Raw genomic sequence first — 15,178 nt, 5'->3', positions numbered from 1 at the left:
GGCGTATCCTGCGCCCCGGCGGGGGCGGGCATGGCGGACGCGAGGAGGGCGGAGGTGGCGATCACGGTCGCTATGGACCATTGCGGGCGCGGGTTTACAGCACGGCGGGGGCGCGCGGACATTGTAAATCCTTTTATGGTTTCGGGGGCAAAATCGGTTCGATGATTTATCGAACCACGTTTCGTCTCCGGAAACATCACTTTTCATATTAATTTTAGTTAATGTGTGGGCGCGCGTTCAGCCGGCTGGGGCGTGCGTCCCGGTCGGTTGCGTTGAGGAATGCGATGCGGTGGACGCCGGCCGGGCTGGCCGGCGGCGATGGGGAGTCAGAAGTGCCGGAGCTGTTCGAAGATGGCCTGGAGGCGCGCGTTCATCGTGTCCATTTCGGTATCGGACAGGTCGCCGAAGACGAACGAGAAGATCTGCCCGATTTCCGGGCGCAGGCGTTCGAGCGTCTCGCGGCCGCGATCGGTGATGGTGATGTGGATCGCGCGCCCGTCACCCTGGGACGTCGCGACATGGACCAGCCCTTCCGCCACCATGCGCTGGATGACTTTCGTCAGTGTGGATTGCTTGAGAATGGCCTCGTCCATCAATTGCGACAACGACGACATATCGCGCTGCGACAGGGCGGAGAGCACTTTCCATTGCGAAAGATCCAGGCCTGCGCGCTTCAAAGCGCGTTCCGCCTTCAATGCGTGCAGGCTGGTGATGCGGCTCATCCAGTAGAAGGGGGAGTCTTCAAGTCTGAATTCGGGTGAGGACGGGGTTTTGCGGCGGCTGGTCACGGTGTAGTCTCATTCTTGTCATCGGCTTTGTGTTTCTATTTGGAATTGTAGATCAGATTCGGTGGCAATGCGAGCGCGGCCGGACAATCCGGATGCCCGGTCGCGTCGGAAACCTTCGCGGCGGGTTAGAAGATGACGCGCAGGCGCAGGCCGAGGACGCTGAGATTCTTTACCTTCCGTTCAAGGTTGGGGTTGATGACGTACTGGAAGTCCGGCTGGACCCAGATGCCCTGGCGGATATGGATGTTGTAGGTGGCTTCGAGCACCGTGGCGGAGCTTTGGGGCGTAAGCGCGTTGGCGGGCAGTTTCCTGCCGCGCCGGTAATAGAGTTTCTGGGCCGCGACGAGCGTGGAACTGGCGGTGACGTGGTTGACCATGATGCCGATCACGTCGTTCGGCCGCCCCGGAACCATGCCGCGATCGGACAGGCCGAGATAATATTGATGCTCGTAGGGCGAGGCGCGCGGGGCGTTGTGGACATAGCCCGCCATGACATACAGGCCCTCGTAGATGCCGCGGCCGTGGCGGAAGAGCATCTGGTCCATCGTGGTCCAGACCTGGATCTTGCCGCGACCGGTGCGGGCGGGCAGGCCGGTCAGGGGGATGGGGTTGCCGTTGATATCCGTGTAGTACGAGGGATAGGGCGAGGAATCGTAGGCGGCGGCGATCTTGTAATGGCCGACCAGCGCGTGGGGGCCGAAAACGGGAATGGCCCCGATTTCAAAGGGAACATACACGCCCGTATAGGCGCTGGTATCGAACTCGAACCCGGTGCGGGTGTATTTGGGCTGGCCGAGGCCGGAATTGACGCCATAGGCGCCGCCCTGCACATACAGGCCATGCAGGGGCCAGAACCGCAGCCGGCCGCCCAGCACGCCGTTGGGCGTGTTGTTGAAGCCGATCGAGCCCTTGGTTTCGGTTTTCGGGTTGCCGCATATGGCATTGTTCATGAACGTGCAAAAAAGCGGCGAAGTCGAGAAATCGAGATTGACCGACATGTAGCCCAGCGCGAGTTGCAGGCGCTGGTTCAGGAGATCCTGCGTGCCGTAAGCGGATACGAGATGGACGATGACATTGCCGCCGCCACCGTAGATTTCCTGCACGTTGACCAGTGAGCGGTCGCCCGCATCGGTCGAGAGATTGTGGCCGGCGCGGTTGACGAAGACGAAATGCGTGTTGAACCCTTTCCAGCCGACCAGCTTGTGCCAGTTCAGGTTGACCTGGACCGCGACCTGGTGCGTGTAGCCGGCCGAACCGGTCACGTCGGAGCGGCCGCCATTCAGGATGATGGCGCTCTCGCCGACATAATCGATGCCCAGGCCGATGCCCTTGTTGGCCAGGCTGCCGCGCAGCTTGTTCCAGGCGCTGTTGGCGTGTTCGGTGTTGGGCGCGAAGGGCGTGTTGTCGTACGCCGTCGGACTGTCGAGAAAGGTGGACGGACCGCTGGGGGAGGTCAGGCCCGTATAGGGCGGCGCCGTCGCCGCCGAGAGCGGACCAGGACCGACGGCAAGGAAGAGGCTCGCGACGGCGAGGGACATCTTCCTGTTCCCGCTATGGGAAAGAAAGGATGATATGGACACGACAGTTTTCCTGTTCTTCGGGATGTCCGGGGTGTGGTCACCATTGTTCTGGTGACCTTGTTTTTTCTTGTTTCTTGTTTTTATGGGTACGCGTGTTCGTCAGGGCGCCGTTGCGATGGCGGCGCCTTTGTACGGATCGTTCTGTTGCCCGCCGCGCTGTCTTTTTGGCGTGGCGGGTGGGTTTTACTGTTTTTGTAGTGCTTTTACTGCCCTATGTCGGGCGTAGCTTGTCGCGATACTGGCATGCGCGGTCGCGGTAAGCCTGGCTGGCGCCCTTCATCATCGCCTCGTGCGCCGGGGTGACGGGGCCGACGAGCGTGGCCGGGCGGCCGCGAATGACCGAGCCGTCGGGGAAAATCCTGCCTTCCGGGACCAGGCTGCCGGCGGCGACCAGGCAGTTTCGGCCGATCTGGGCGCCGTTCATGATCACCGAGCCCATGCCGATCAGCGAGCCGGCGCCGATGCGGCAGCCATGCAGGATGACCATGTGGCCGATCGTGACATCCTCGGCGATTTCCAGCGGAAATCCGGGATCGGTGTGCAGGACGGAATTGTCCTGCACGTTGCTGCCGGCGCCGATGACGATGCGCTCGGAATCGCCGCGCAGGACGGCGCCGAACCAGATGCTGGCCGCCGCCTGCACCGTGATGGCGCCGATCAGCGTGGCGGTCGGTGCCACGTAGGTATTTTCGGCCGACAGGTCGGGGGTCTGGCCGTCATATTCAAACAGCATCTCGTTCCTCACTCCCGTCCAGCGAGGCCAGGGCGATGCGCGCGCTGGTCCCCGCGATATGGTCGCGCATGAGTTGTGACAGGCGCGCCCCGTCGCGCTGTTCCAGGGCGTCCATGATGGCATCGTGTTCCGCGATGGCGGTGGCCCAGTCGCGATCGTCCTTGCGCCGGATGAAGCGGCAGACATGGATGCGCGCCAGGATCTGCTGGTACATCTCCGACAGGGCCGGATTGCGGGCCAGGGCGAAGATGGCCTCGTGGACCTGCCGGTTCTGGCGCAGGTAGCGTTGTTCGTCGCGCCGTGCGTAGCTTTGCATCATCTCGTCGTGCAGTGCGCGGACGTGGGCGATGTCCTGCGCGGTGGCGCGGGCGCAGGCCAGTTCGCCGGCCACGCCTTCCAGCGCGCCCATGATCGGGAACAGATTGTGGATATCGGCCTCGGTGATCTGTGCCACGACCGCGCCGCGCCGGGGCAGCAGCTCGACCAGCCCTTCCGACGCCAGGACCTTCAGCGCCTCGCGCAGCGGGGTTCGGGAAATGCCGAACCGGTCGCATAGCGCGCGCTCGGCGATCTTCTCGCCCGGCACCAGCACGCCGTCGAGAATCATGCCGCGCAGGGCGGTGATGAGCGTGTCGTGAAGGTTGAGGCGCGGGACGATCGTGGGCTCGGTCATGGCGGGCTGGGTCTCCGGTGGTCAATGACCATGGGCGTTGCCGAGCTTGTGGCCCGACAGGGGGGCGCCAGGGTTCGATGTGCCCAGGTTCGGTGTGCCCAGGTTCGGCGCATCCGGGGTCGATGATCCGGGGGCGGCGTCGGGGCGCGACGGCAGGTAGTGGAACGCCAGCGCGGCGCCGACGATCAGCAGGACGACCGGGCCGTAGAACGGCAGGCTGTAGCTGTGCGACAGGTCGATGATCAGGCCGAAGGCGAACGGCGACAGGATGCCGGCGATGGCCGAGCCCGTGTTCATGATTCCGCTGCTGGTACCGGCATATTGGGGCGCCATGTCCATCGGGATCGCCCAGATCGGGCCGACAGTCAATTCCAGGAAGAAGAAGGCCGCCGACAGCGCGATGCCGATGGCGGTGAGATTATGCACGAACAGCGCCGGCAGCAGGCAGAGCATGGAGCCGATCATGCTGGCGATGATGACCTGGCGCCGTGCCTGCGGCAGGTTGCCGTGGCGGCGGTACAGATAGTCGGTGAACAGGCCGCCGCAGGTATCGCCCACCACGCCGGCGGTGAAGACGCCGAACGAGAAGATGGCGGTGTGCTTCAGGTTCAGCCCGTAAGCCTGCACGAAGAAGGACGGCAGCCAGGTGATGTAGAGCCACAGCGTCCAGTTGTAGCAGAAATAGATCAGCGTGGCCGGCATCATGGCGCGGATCAGCGCCCGCCACGGGATGGACGGTCTGGCGGTGCCCGTGCGGGGCGTGTCGATGACCGGGAGTTCGGCCAGTTCGGCGGCGGTGACGCCTGGGTGGCTGGCCGGGCGGTCGCGGAACATGAAGGCCCAGGCCAGCGTCCAGCCCAGGCTGACGCAGCCCAGCGCCATGAAGGCGCCGCGCCAGCCCAGCCACAGGGCGATCATGACCGTCAGCGGCGGGGTGAGCGCGTTGGCTAGGCGCGATGAGGAATGCATCATGCCCTGGGCGTAGCCGCGCCGGGTGGAGGGAACCCATGCGGCCACCGCGCGCGTGGCGGCGGGGAAGGTCGCGCCCTCGCCGATGCCCAGCAGGACGCGGATGGCGATCAGCGAGAGCAGGCCGCCCACCAGGCCGGTGAGGATGGTGGCGACACCCCAGATGAGGCCGCTGATGACCAGCGTGCGGCGTGGGCCGAGGCTGTCGGCCAGGCTGCCGCCCGCGATTTGCAGCAGGGCGTAGGGATAGCCGAACGCGGACAGGGCCAGCCCCAACTGAACGTTCGACAGGTGCAGGTCGTGCGCCATCAGGGGCGCCAGCGTCGAGATGTTCACGCGATCGACATAGGTGATGAAATACATCACGCACACCAGCCCGAAGATGCGGCCCGGCGCGGTGGTGAGGGTGTGACGGATATAGGCGGTCGGCGTCATTGTCTTGCCGTGGAACATGGTCGGCCTCGTTTCTTGTTTTTTTTGAGTGCGCCGTCGCCGGTCCCTTTGGGGAGCATGGCCGACGCGGCGTTTCATGGCCTTTCACAGAACGGAGTACTGTCCCCCCTGTCCTGCCGGAATGCTTGTAGCACATCGGCATTATGAATTATGAATGCAAAATACCAACACCCGTTCAATCACGAAAACGGGATAAAAGACGGAGGGCCCTTTCATGGACAGCACGCTCCACTCTCACGACACATCGGCGACGCAGGACCGTAGGGACGACCCGGCGGGCGGCCATGACGCGCGGCCGGGCGCGGCGGGCGGCCGGGCGCTGCCGCTGGCCGGAATCCGGGTACTGGACGTGACCCAGGTGATGGCCGGGCCGGTCTGCACCATGCTGCTGGGCGACCTGGGGGCCGACATCATCAAGATCGAGCCGCCGGGGACGGGCGACCAGACGCGCGGGGCCATGGGGTTTCGCATGAAGGGCGATGACAGCATGGGGTTCCTGAACATGAACAGGAACAAGCGCAGCATCGCGCTGAACCTGAAGAACCCGGCCGGGCGGCAGGTTTTTCTCGATCTTGTGAAGACGGCCGATATCGTCGTGGAGAATTATCGCCCCGGCGTGGTGCGCAAGCTGGGCATCGACTACGAGACGCTGGCGAAGATCAATCCGCGCCTTGTCTATGCCAGCATTTCGGGCTTCGGCCAGACCGGGCCGTGGGCCATGCGGCCGGGATTCGACCTGATGGCGCAGGCGATGTCGGGCGTGATGAGCGTGACCGGGCACCCTGGCGGGCCGCCGGTGAAAGCCGGGGTGCCGGTGGCGGATATCGGCTGCGCGCTGTTTGCGACCTATGCGATCCTCGCGGCCTATATCGGCTGCGAGAAGAGTGGGCAGGGGCAGTTTATCGATGCCTCGCTGTTCGACTCGGCGATGGCGTTTTCGATATGGGATATCTCGGAATATTGGGGGAAGGGGACCATCCCCGAGCCGTTGGGGACCGCCAACCGTATGAGCGCGCCCTATCAGGCGGTGCGGGCGTCGGACGGGTATTTCGTGATGGGGGCGACCAACCAGAAATTGTGGGTGAAGCTCTGCAATGAGCTGGGGCGGGCGGAGCTGCTGGACGATCCGCGCTTTGCCACCATTTCCGACCGGCTGGCCAACCGGGTGGTGCTGATCGAGGAACTGGAAAAGACTTTCATGACCCGGCCCTCGGAGGAATGGGTGGAGACGCTGCTGGCCAAGGGGATTCCGGCCGGGCGGATGAATACCTACCCCGAGGCGTTCGAGAGCGATCATGGGAAATTCCGCGAGATGAAGATGGAAATTCCGCACCCGGTGGAAGGGACGATTCCCAATATCGGCTTTCCGGTGAAGTTGCGCGGCACGCCGCCGACCGTGCGCCGGCCGCCGCCGCTGCTGGGGGAGCATACGCGCGAGATCCTGGCCGAGCGCGGCCTGTCGGACGAGGCGATTGCCGGCCTGACGGATGCGGGAGCGTTTGCGTCATGAACGGTGTGGCGGAGCGGGAGGAGCCCGTTGCCGGCCGGGTGCGGCTGACGATCGAGGGCGAGGTGGCCACGATCGTTTTCGACCGGCCGCAGGCACGCAATGCCATGACGTGGCAGATGTATCGCGACCTTGGCGAGGCGATCGAGCGGATCGATACGACGCCGGGCCTGCGGGTGGCGGTGCTGCGGGGGGCGGGGGGACAGGCTTTTGTCGCCGGGACCGATATTGCGCAGTTTCGCGATTTCCGCTCGGGCGAGGATGGCGTGGCGTATGAGCAGGGGATCGACCAGTGCATTGCGCGGCTGGACCGGATTGCGGTGCCGACGCTTGCGGTGGTCGAGGGCTGGGCGGTCGGCGGGGGGCTGGCGATTGCCAATGCCTGCGATTTTCGCATCGCGGCGGCGGGGGCGCGGTTCGGCGTGCCGATCGCCCGCACGCTGGGCAACTGTCTCTCCGGCGCCAATCTCGCCCGGCTGGAGCGCACGCTGGGGGTAAGCTGGGTGAAGCGCATGACGCTGCTGGCCGAGATGCCGGCGGCCGAGGATCTGGCGGGCATCGGGTATCTGCATGCCATCGTGCCGGCCGAAGAACTGGAGGCGACCGTCGTCAAGCTCTGCCGACGGATCTGCGGGCATGCGCCCATCACGATCGCGGTGACGCGCGAGGCGTTGCGCCGGCTGGGAGAGAGCGCGGTGCCGGAAATGGCCGACCTGATCCGGCTGTGTTACGGCAGCGCGGATTTTCATCGGGGGGTCGCGGCGTTCGGGACCGGGGCGCCGGCGCAGTGGGAGGGGCGGTGACGCGGGCGCGGGCCATTCGGCCGTAACGGGCGGTCTGGTCTGGTCTGGTCGTAGCCGTGGAGGCCGGCGCGGGCGTGAGTGTTCATGTTCGCGGCCGGGGGAGGAGGGATGCGTGGTCCGCTCCCCTTGCCTTTCCCGGCCCCCTCGCGTAACAAAATGAGAATTGTTCTCATTTGCGTGGGCCGTCCGACCAAACGGTGCGGCGGGAGAGGTGTCCCTTGGGGGGAAAGCCTGAATTGCTGGCCTGCTATCTCTCCAATCGCGGGCAGCTTCTTCATTATGCCGGACGGATCATGGGGGACACCGCGCTGGCCGAGGATCTGGTCCAGGAGGCATGGCTGCGTTGCCATGGGATGCATCCGGAGAATCCCCTGAGTTTCCTCTATCGTGTCATCCGCAATCTTGCACTGGACAGGCGTCGCCGGGCGGTTCGCGAGGACCAGCGTTTCGTGCGGATCGAAGGCAGGGCCATGGAGGCGATCGCGGCGGACGTTCCCGGCCTGGAAACCGAACTGGCGGCCCGCCTGGAACTCGAACGGGTGATGGCATGCCTTCGGGGGCTGCCGGACGTGACGCAGCAGGCGATCATCCTGTATCGTTTCGACGGGCTGAAACTGCGCGAGATCGCCCGGATACTCGATATGTCGATTACGCGCGTGCATGGGCTGGTCGCCGACGGGATGGAACGCTGCCGCCTGGCGTTCGATTCGACGGAATAATGTCGCGTCACGGTGAAAAAACACACGCCCCGAACGTGTCGAGTATCGAGGGGACCGGTTTTGCCATACGAAACCCGCGGCTGGTCTTCGGGGGGAACAACGCATGAGTGGCGACGGCGGGGGCGATGGCAGGGGGGACCTGTCCGCCTGGCCACGGCGTGCCGTGGAATGGCATATTCTGCTTCGCGAAGAGGATGACGATCCCGAGGTCGTGAAGCATTTCGAGATGTGGCGGGCCGCCGATCCGGCGCGTGACGCGGAATGGCGGCAGGTTGTCCGAACCATGGGTCTGCTCAAGGCGATCCCGGACGATGCCCTGCCTGTTCCGGTGCCGACGATGCGGACCTATCGAAGAAAGCGCTGGAGGCGCCGCCTGCCGGGGATCGGCCTCTCCGCTCTTGCATCGGTGGCGGCCGCGGCCGTCGCGATCCTGATCGGGCCTGAGATGATGGTGCGCTGGCAGGCCGATTATGCGACGGGACGGCAGGAAACGCGCACGCTGGAACTGGCTGACGGCAGCCGGGCGGTTCTCGCGCCCGAGAGCGCGGTGGCGCTCGATTTTCTGGACGGGCATCGCCATGTGCGGCTTCTCAGGGGAGAGGCCCTCTTTACGGTGCGCCATGATGCCGCGCGCCCGTTCTCCGTGCTTGCCGGGCGCCTGACGGTTACGGATGTCGGCACGGTGTTCGATGTGCGACTGGGCGGCGGGCATGAGGCGACGGTGGCTGTGCGGGAGGGGCGGGTTTCGGTGCAGGAGAACGGCCTGCGGGAACCGGCCGTCTTTCTCGGTGCCGGGCAGGCGGCGACGTTGCGCGGTATCCATCTCGCCACGCAGGCGGTTGACCCCGACGAGGTCGGATTGTGGTCCACCGGCATCTTCGTGGCGCATGATCTGCCGGTGGCGGAGATCGCGGCGGCGCTGCAAGCCTATGTGCCGCGTGGCCGGCTGTTCGTGTACGGCGCGGAACTGCGGGTGGAACGGGTGACTGGAACGTATCCGCTCGATGAGCCCGATCAGGCATTCGAAACGCTGGCACGCGGCCAGAAAGCCCATGTCATGCATGTGACGCCGTGGCTGGCGGTCATGAGCCGCTAGGGCGGCCCCTGTTTGAATGCGTGCATTCGAACAGGGCAGAGGTCTGTAAAAAACAATGGACGACAGCAGTTCACCGAACCGGTTTTCGATGAATTGCTGTCGTTTTTTTTTCTGAAAAATGCGGAAAAAGCACCCTGTTCGGACGTGTTGAAGGTTAGGGATGATAGAGAGTGAGAGGCATTCTCATCATTCGGCATGAACCTGAGAGGCTGTTGAAAAGTCGCGCCGGATCGCAGGCTGGGTGACTTTGCAGGCGGCCTCTGACGCACGATAGCCGAAAGGGGCGAAGACAGCATGTCACGAGTATGCGGGAGGGATTTCTTCTCCTTCAGGGGCTTGGCGCACCGGGCCGTTATCCTGACCTCATCCACCGTTCTCGGCGGCATCGCATTGTATCCGGTCGCGTTGCGGGCCGCGTCCGCCAACCAGGCGGAGAGCGTCAATTTTCATATTGCGCCCCAGTCTCTCGCCACGGCGTTGACGACATTCGGCACGCAGAGCGGCTGGGCGGTATCGGTTCCGCAGGAACTTCTGGCGGGGTTGCGGAGCGCAGGCTTGCGGGGGGCGCAGTCGCCGTCCGCCGGGCTGGCCAGGCTGCTGAACGGCAGCGGCCTGACCTATGAGATGACCGGCAGGCACAGCGTGATCCTGCGCCGGGCCTCTTCCACGATCACGCTGGGGCCGGTACGGGTGGGCGGGACGTTCGCGCATCAGGACCCGACCGGGCCGGGTGTCGGCTATGTCGCCGAGAACACCCTGACGGCGACGAAAACCGATACGCCGATCACGGAAATACCCAACTCGATCTATGTCGTGACCAAGCAGCAGATGGTGGACCAGCAGGCGCAGCGCCTGACCGACGCCTTGCGCTACAGTCCGGGGATCTTCGCCGAGCCGGAAGGGACTTACAATGCCGGCGCTTCCGGGTCCGGAATCACGCAACGTGGCTTCAATACCACGGAATTCGTCGATGGTTTGATGACGAAATCGCAGTCGGCCACGGAAACGGCTTTTCTGGACCGGATCGATGTGGTCAATGGGCCGTCTTCCGTCATGTATGGCCAGACCACGCCGGGTGGCATGATCGGCGTGAGCCTGAAGAAGCCGACCGCGACCCCGCTGCATCAGGCGACGCTCGGCTTCGGCAACTGGGGACGATATGAAGCGACGCTCGATGTCAGCGACAGGATCACGAAATCGGGGAATGTGCGCTACCGGATCGCAGCCATAGGCGTGACGCAGGGTACGCAGATGAATAACGTCAATTACAGGCGTGTCGGCGTTCTGCCCTCCCTTACGTGGGATATCGATCCCAGGACATCGCTCTCTCTTATCGGGGAATATATGTACACCCCCGAGATCGGCGTGGCGCAGACGGCCTATTCGCTCTACGGCACCGCCTTTCCGGGCACGAAAGGCTATCTGTCGCGCAGCACCTTTCTGGGTACGCCTTCTTTCAACGACAATCGCGCCACGGATGCGATGTTTGAATATCAGTTCAAACACGAGTTTAATAAATATATAACATTCGTGCAGAATTTTCGCTGGGAGGATTCCTGGCGTTCCACCCAGTACATGGTTTTGAACCAGCCGATTTCAATGTCGGAAATCCGCAGGAATCCATGGGCGTCCAGCGGTGCAAACCGAACTGTGGGCCTCGATTCGCGGCTGATGGGGCATGTCGATACCGGGCCGGTGTCGCATACCTGGATCGTGGGGTCCGATTTCCGGCAGATCAATAGTACCGGGCAGTATCAGACCGCAGGATCGTACAACGTCGTGGATGTCTATAATCCGCGTGCTTACGATTTCACGCCCTGTCTGGCGACGCCCTGGAGATGTCCTAATCCAGCTTATATCCAGAATTTTTCCTATTTTCAGGAAGGCGTTTATTTCCAGGACCAGATAAAATGGAACAGGCTCTCCATTCTGCTCGGTGGCCGCCAGGACTGGTATAACCGAACCTTTGTTGGCGGGCGGCGTAATTATCATGTCGGTGGTGGCAGTACGGCGACACTGAACGCGCCCAATACCGTCTCGCAATCCGCGTTTACCTGGCGTGCCGGGCTGGTCTATAATTTCGACTTCGGGCTGGCGCCCTATTTCAGCTACTCATCCTCCTTCAACCCTCAGTTCGGCACGACGGATTACCTGAACCGCCCGTTCGCGCCGCTGACCGGAAAGCAGTTCGAGGCCGGCCTGAAATACAAGGTGCCGGAGCGGGATATCCTGCTGACCGGTTCCGTCTTCCATATCGAGGAAAACCATTACCTCGTCACGGACCCGCTCCATCCGAACTTCAGCGCCGATGTGGGGCGGGTGCGGTCGCAGGGGGTGGAACTCTCGGCCAGCGCCAATATCACGCCGGATCTGCGGGTCGTCGGTTCCTATACCTATACGGACATGCGCTTTGCGCAATCCAACCTGAAGACCAATATTTTTTACCCCCGGACGGGAACGTTCGGCGCGGCGGTGCCGCAGCAGGGAAAATATGTCGAAGGCGTGCCGCGCAACATGATGTCGGTCTTCTTCGACTATACGTTGCCCCGGACTGTCGCAAAGGGATTGGGTATCAATTGGGGGGTAAGATATACGGGCTTCACTTATGACGATCCGGCCAATTCCTATAAAATGCCACCTTATCTTCTGTTCGATATAGGCGCACATTACGATTTCGGCGGGTTGACACCGGTGCTGAAAGGATTGCGGGCGCAGGTGGCGATTTCGAACCTGACCAACAAATATTATGTGACGACCTGCGGCACGTACCAATGTTACCTGGGGCAGGGGCGCAGGGTGTACGGCAACCTGATGTACAGTTGGTGACGGGCGTGGTGGAGCGAGCGGGCGCGGCTGGACCCCGGCGCGCGGATTCGGATCGATCTTCACGGTGGGGGGCGCGTCTGGCCGGCCTTTTCTGTCTGTGCGGCGTGGTCTTTTCTTCCACCGCTTCGGGCCGCCCGGTGACGTATCGCGCGGTGGTGCGCTGGACCGCGCACGATATTCCCCATGTCAAAGCAGATGATTTCGCGGGGCTGGGCTTCGGGGCGGGCTATGCCTATGCGCGCCTGAACCGCTGTCTGCTCATGGAGACGGTGATGACCGTGCGGGGGGAGCGGTCGCGTTTTATCGGGCCGGACCGTCCCGCCGGGCCGGGCGGACGCGCGGGGTCGAACCTGGAAAGCGATATGTTTTTCAGGTTTTATTTCGATATGGACCGTCTTGGGGACGGTTATCGGCGGCAGAAGGATGTGTGGCGGCTTTTGAGCGGGTATGCGGCCGGTGTCGATCTTGCCCTGTCGAAGCCGGCGGCGTCGCGCCCCTGCGGCGGTGCACGGTTGGCGGGGCCGGTCACGGTTGATGACGTGATCAGAATGATTGCGCAGAAGGCGGTCTTCGACACCGCTTTGCCGCTTTATCCACAGATGGTTCGCGCGGCTCCGCCGGGGGTGGCCACGGTAAAGGGGGCGGTGCCCGACCCGGTTCCGCCCGCTCCGGCGGCCCACGGGGAGAAGGAGGGAAGCAATGCCTACGCCCTGGGGGCGGCGGTAACGGAAGGGAAGACCGGGTTGCTGGTCGGCAATCCGCATTTTCCGTGGGATGGGCCGAACCGCTTCTTCGAGATGCACCTGACGATACCGGGCCGGTTGGATGTCATGGGCGCGGCGCTCGGGGGACTGCCGATGATCAATATCGGCTTCAACAGGGATGTGGCGTGGTCGCATACGGTTTCCACCGATCGACGTTTCACCTTTTTCCGTCTCGCGCTCGTTCCCGGCCATCCGGACCGGTATGTCGTCGATGGCAGGCCGGAAGCCATGACGCGGCGTGTCGTGGAGATTCCGGTATTGACGCCGGGGGGAGCGACGGAGATTCGCCGGCGGGTGATCTATGAATCGCGCTATGGTCCGCTGGTCTCGATCGAAAGGCGGGGCATGCGGTGGACCGACACGGAAGCGTATGCTCTTGCCGACAGCGAGCGGCGGAACACCCGCATGATCGCGCAATGGCTGCGGATCGATCGCGCCGTTTCCGCCGCCGACCTGCTTGCCGGCCTGAAGGCGGTGCGTGGGTTGCCATGGGTCAACACCATCGCGGCCGATCGTCTGGGGCAGGCATTGTATGCGGATGAATCGATCGTGCCGGATCTGCCCGACGATGCCGATCTCTCATGCTTCGTCGGCGGGCGTTCGCCAGAGGGGGTGCCCGTGATGGATGGTGCCCGCAGCGCGTGCGACTGGACCCGGCGCGGCGTGCTGCCGGCCCGCGAGATGCCGGTGGCGCGGACGACGCGCTATGTCTTCAACAGCAATAATTCCCCCTGGATAACGGGGGCGGAGCCCGGTTCTTCCTCCGTTCCGGAAATCGTGGGCGGCAAGGGGACGCCGTTGGGTTTGCGTGCGCGGATGAGTCTTGTCTCGTTGCGACGGTTGACGGCGGCGGGTCCGGTCACCCTCGATCGGGCCGAGCATATGATTCTGGATAGTCGGAACTATGCGGCGGAACTGGCGGCTCCCGCTCTGGCGGCACTGTGTGGAACGGAGCCGCATGATAGGCCGGTTTCCGCCGAAGCGTGCCGTGTTCTTCTGGCATGGGATCGGACGGATCGGCCGGACAGTCGTGGAGCCGTGCTGTTTCGGGCGTTCTGGACAAGGGCGCATGAGATTCCGGATTTATGGCGTGTTCCGTTCGATCCGGACGCTCCGGCCGATACGCCATGCGGGATCGCGTTCGCGCGTGCATCCGTGCATACGGCCCTGCGGCAGGCGCTTGAGGGCGCGGTGGACGAGTTGACGCGGTTTCATGTTCCGCTCTCCGCGCCCCTGTCCCGCGTGCAGTATCGTGCAACCGGGGCTGGGGGTATTCCGGTGCCAGGTGGTTCGGGCATGGAAGGGATTCTCAATGTCGTCGGGTTCGGGGCGCTCGGCGGGGCGGGCTACGCCAATGAGAACATCATGGGAACGAGCTATCTGCTGGCCGTAACCTGGAAAAAGGGGCGACCCGTGGCCGATGCCTTGTTGACCTATGGACAGTCGGACGATCCGCTCTTGCCGGCTTGCGCGGATCAGACCGATCTTTTCTCGATGGGGCGGATGGTCAGGCTTCCGTTTGAAGAAAGCGCGATCAGGCAGGACCCGTCTTTTGCGATCGAGGAACTGCGGCAGTGAAGGGGCGCGTTCCGTCGCGGTGATTGCCCCGCATTGCCGGTGCGATGGGAGGGGTGCGATGCGAGGGGTACGGGGGAAGTTGTTGCCAGCGGGGTTTTGAACCGCTTCTAGCGGGGGGAGCCGGTGATGACCTCCCATTGTCCGTGCCGGCGGCAGCCTTCCAGGGGGCCGGCGGTTTCCGTCGCATCGTTGATGTCGACGCGCAGGGAAAATGTGCCGCAGGGGCCGTTGGGGGCGCCGGACATGACGACCGTGCCGCCCCGGCGCCCGTCGGTGCTGCGCCATTGCTGCTCCTGGTCGGGGTGGGCGTTGGCGCGTTCGGTGGCCGCCCTCAGTCTTGCCAGGTCGTTGCCGTTGAGGTTGGCGCGCGCCAGGTTGCTCATGGGGGCGGCCAGGGTGCGGTCTGCGGGCAGGGACAGACGGACGGTGTTGTTCAGCCCCATCAGGACGATCTCCTCGAACGGCAGGCGGACATATCTGGTCAGGTAGTCGGGGATGGTTTCCAGATAGACTTCGAGGTCGGCGCGGAATTGGGGGGTCGCGTAGCCGCCATCCAACGGGCCGTGGTAGAAACCGAGCTGCTTCAGCGCACTCTGGATTTTCCACTGGGATGGAGAGCCCGGAAGCTGGTCGTCGGGCGGCATGGGGACGGGGGCGAGTTTCGGGCGTTCGTCCGCGCTTTCAATGCC

12 protein-coding genes are annotated in these 15,178 nt (G+C 63.8%); 6 read left to right on the top strand and 6 right to left on the bottom strand.

Translation table 11 applies throughout. The features are described from left to right. Nucleotides 1–326: 326 nt before the first annotated feature. The 5 genes from ABF821_RS15780 to ABF821_RS15760 form a co-directional block, all read right to left on the bottom strand. Nucleotides 327–788 carry a MarR family winged helix-turn-helix transcriptional regulator gene (locus ABF821_RS15780; RefSeq protein ID WP_415530689.1) on the bottom strand — a complete coding sequence of 154 codons (462 nt, stop codon included), beginning with the start codon at nucleotides 786–788 and terminating at the stop codon, nucleotides 327–329. A gap of 125 nt (nucleotides 789–913) precedes the next feature. Next, on the bottom strand, nucleotides 914–2,326 hold the full coding sequence (locus ABF821_RS15775) for a carbohydrate porin (RefSeq protein ID WP_415530688.1): 1,413 nt from the start codon (nucleotides 2,324–2,326) through the stop codon (nucleotides 914–916). 253 nt (nucleotides 2,327–2,579) lie between these two features. Further along, nucleotides 2,580–3,101 (bottom strand): gamma carbonic anhydrase family protein, encoded by a 522-nt coding sequence (locus tag ABF821_RS15770; protein WP_183008559.1) that lies wholly within the window; start codon nucleotides 3,099–3,101, stop codon nucleotides 2,580–2,582. Then, nucleotides 3,091–3,774 carry a GntR family transcriptional regulator gene (locus ABF821_RS15765; protein WP_415530687.1) on the bottom strand — a complete coding sequence of 228 codons (684 nt, stop codon included), beginning with the start codon at nucleotides 3,772–3,774 and terminating at the stop codon, nucleotides 3,091–3,093. The genes ABF821_RS15770 and ABF821_RS15765 overlap by 11 nt, the downstream gene beginning before the upstream one ends. Nucleotides 3,775–3,795: 21 nt before the next feature. After that, a complete protein-coding gene (locus ABF821_RS15760) occupies nucleotides 3,796–5,196 on the bottom strand; it encodes an MFS transporter (RefSeq protein WP_415530686.1) in 1,401 nt (466 codons plus the stop codon). A 214-nt stretch (nucleotides 5,197–5,410) separates the two neighbouring features. On the opposite strand from ABF821_RS15760, the gene ABF821_RS15755 reads away from it, so the two are divergent. From ABF821_RS15755 to ABF821_RS15730, 6 genes are all read left to right on the top strand, one after another. After that, on the top strand, nucleotides 5,411–6,706 hold the full coding sequence (locus ABF821_RS15755; protein ID WP_182974165.1) for a CaiB/BaiF CoA transferase family protein: 1,296 nt from the start codon (nucleotides 5,411–5,413) through the stop codon (nucleotides 6,704–6,706). After that, complete coding sequence (locus ABF821_RS15750; RefSeq protein ID WP_415530685.1) at nucleotides 6,703–7,506, top strand: enoyl-CoA hydratase; 804 nt, start codon at nucleotides 6,703–6,705, stop codon at nucleotides 7,504–7,506. Before ABF821_RS15755 ends, ABF821_RS15750 begins: the two co-directional genes overlap by 4 nt. A 218-nt stretch (nucleotides 7,507–7,724) precedes the next feature. Beyond that, nucleotides 7,725–8,225 carry an RNA polymerase sigma factor gene (locus ABF821_RS15745; protein WP_415530684.1) on the top strand — a complete coding sequence of 167 codons (501 nt, stop codon included), beginning with the start codon at nucleotides 7,725–7,727 and terminating at the stop codon, nucleotides 8,223–8,225. 103 nt (nucleotides 8,226–8,328) lie between these two features. Then, a complete protein-coding gene (locus tag ABF821_RS15740; protein ID WP_182974168.1) occupies nucleotides 8,329–9,321 on the top strand; it encodes a FecR family protein in 993 nt (330 codons plus the stop codon). Between the two features lie 294 nt (nucleotides 9,322–9,615). Continuing rightward, nucleotides 9,616–12,147, top strand: coding sequence for a TonB-dependent siderophore receptor (locus ABF821_RS15735; RefSeq protein WP_415530683.1), 2,532 nt, complete (start codon nucleotides 9,616–9,618; stop codon nucleotides 12,145–12,147). Between the two features lie 137 nt (nucleotides 12,148–12,284). Beyond that, entirely contained in the window at nucleotides 12,285–14,489 is a 2,205-nt protein-coding gene (locus tag ABF821_RS15730) for a penicillin acylase family protein (protein ID WP_415530682.1), read from the top strand. Between the two features lie 107 nt (nucleotides 14,490–14,596). On the opposite strand, the gene ABF821_RS15725 is transcribed toward ABF821_RS15730, so the two are convergent. Then, the coding region (locus tag ABF821_RS15725; RefSeq protein WP_415530680.1) for a hypothetical protein at nucleotides 14,597–15,178 on the bottom strand (582 nt) is incomplete at its 5' end.

It is taken from the genome of Gluconacetobacter sp. (assembly GCF_047721585.1).
In the GTDB taxonomy this organism is placed as follows: Bacteria; Pseudomonadota; Alphaproteobacteria; order Acetobacterales; family Acetobacteraceae; genus Gluconacetobacter; species Gluconacetobacter dulcium.
This window is presented reverse-complemented; position numbering and strand designations above follow the sequence as displayed.

Coding starts and splice junctions, on each gene's coding strand:
- ABF821_RS15775 (WP_415530688.1), bottom strand. CDS start 2,326: ATGTCCCTCGCCGTCGCGAGCCTCTTCCTTGCCGTCGGTCCTGGTCCG.
- ABF821_RS15770 (WP_183008559.1), bottom strand. CDS start 3,101: ATGCTGTTTGAATATGACGGCCAGACCCCCGACCTGTCGGCCGAAAAT.
- ABF821_RS15765 (WP_415530687.1), bottom strand. CDS start 3,774: ATGACCGAGCCCACGATCGTCCCGCGCCTCAACCTTCACGACACGCTC.
- ABF821_RS15760 (WP_415530686.1), bottom strand. CDS start 5,196: ATGTTCCACGGCAAGACAATGACGCCGACCGCCTATATCCGTCACACC.
- ABF821_RS15755 (WP_182974165.1), top strand. CDS start 5,411: ATGGACAGCACGCTCCACTCTCACGACACATCGGCGACGCAGGACCGT.
- ABF821_RS15750 (WP_415530685.1), top strand. CDS start 6,703: ATGAACGGTGTGGCGGAGCGGGAGGAGCCCGTTGCCGGCCGGGTGCGG.
- ABF821_RS15740 (WP_182974168.1), top strand. CDS start 8,329: ATGAGTGGCGACGGCGGGGGCGATGGCAGGGGGGACCTGTCCGCCTGG.
- ABF821_RS15735 (WP_415530683.1), top strand. CDS start 9,616: ATGTCACGAGTATGCGGGAGGGATTTCTTCTCCTTCAGGGGCTTGGCG.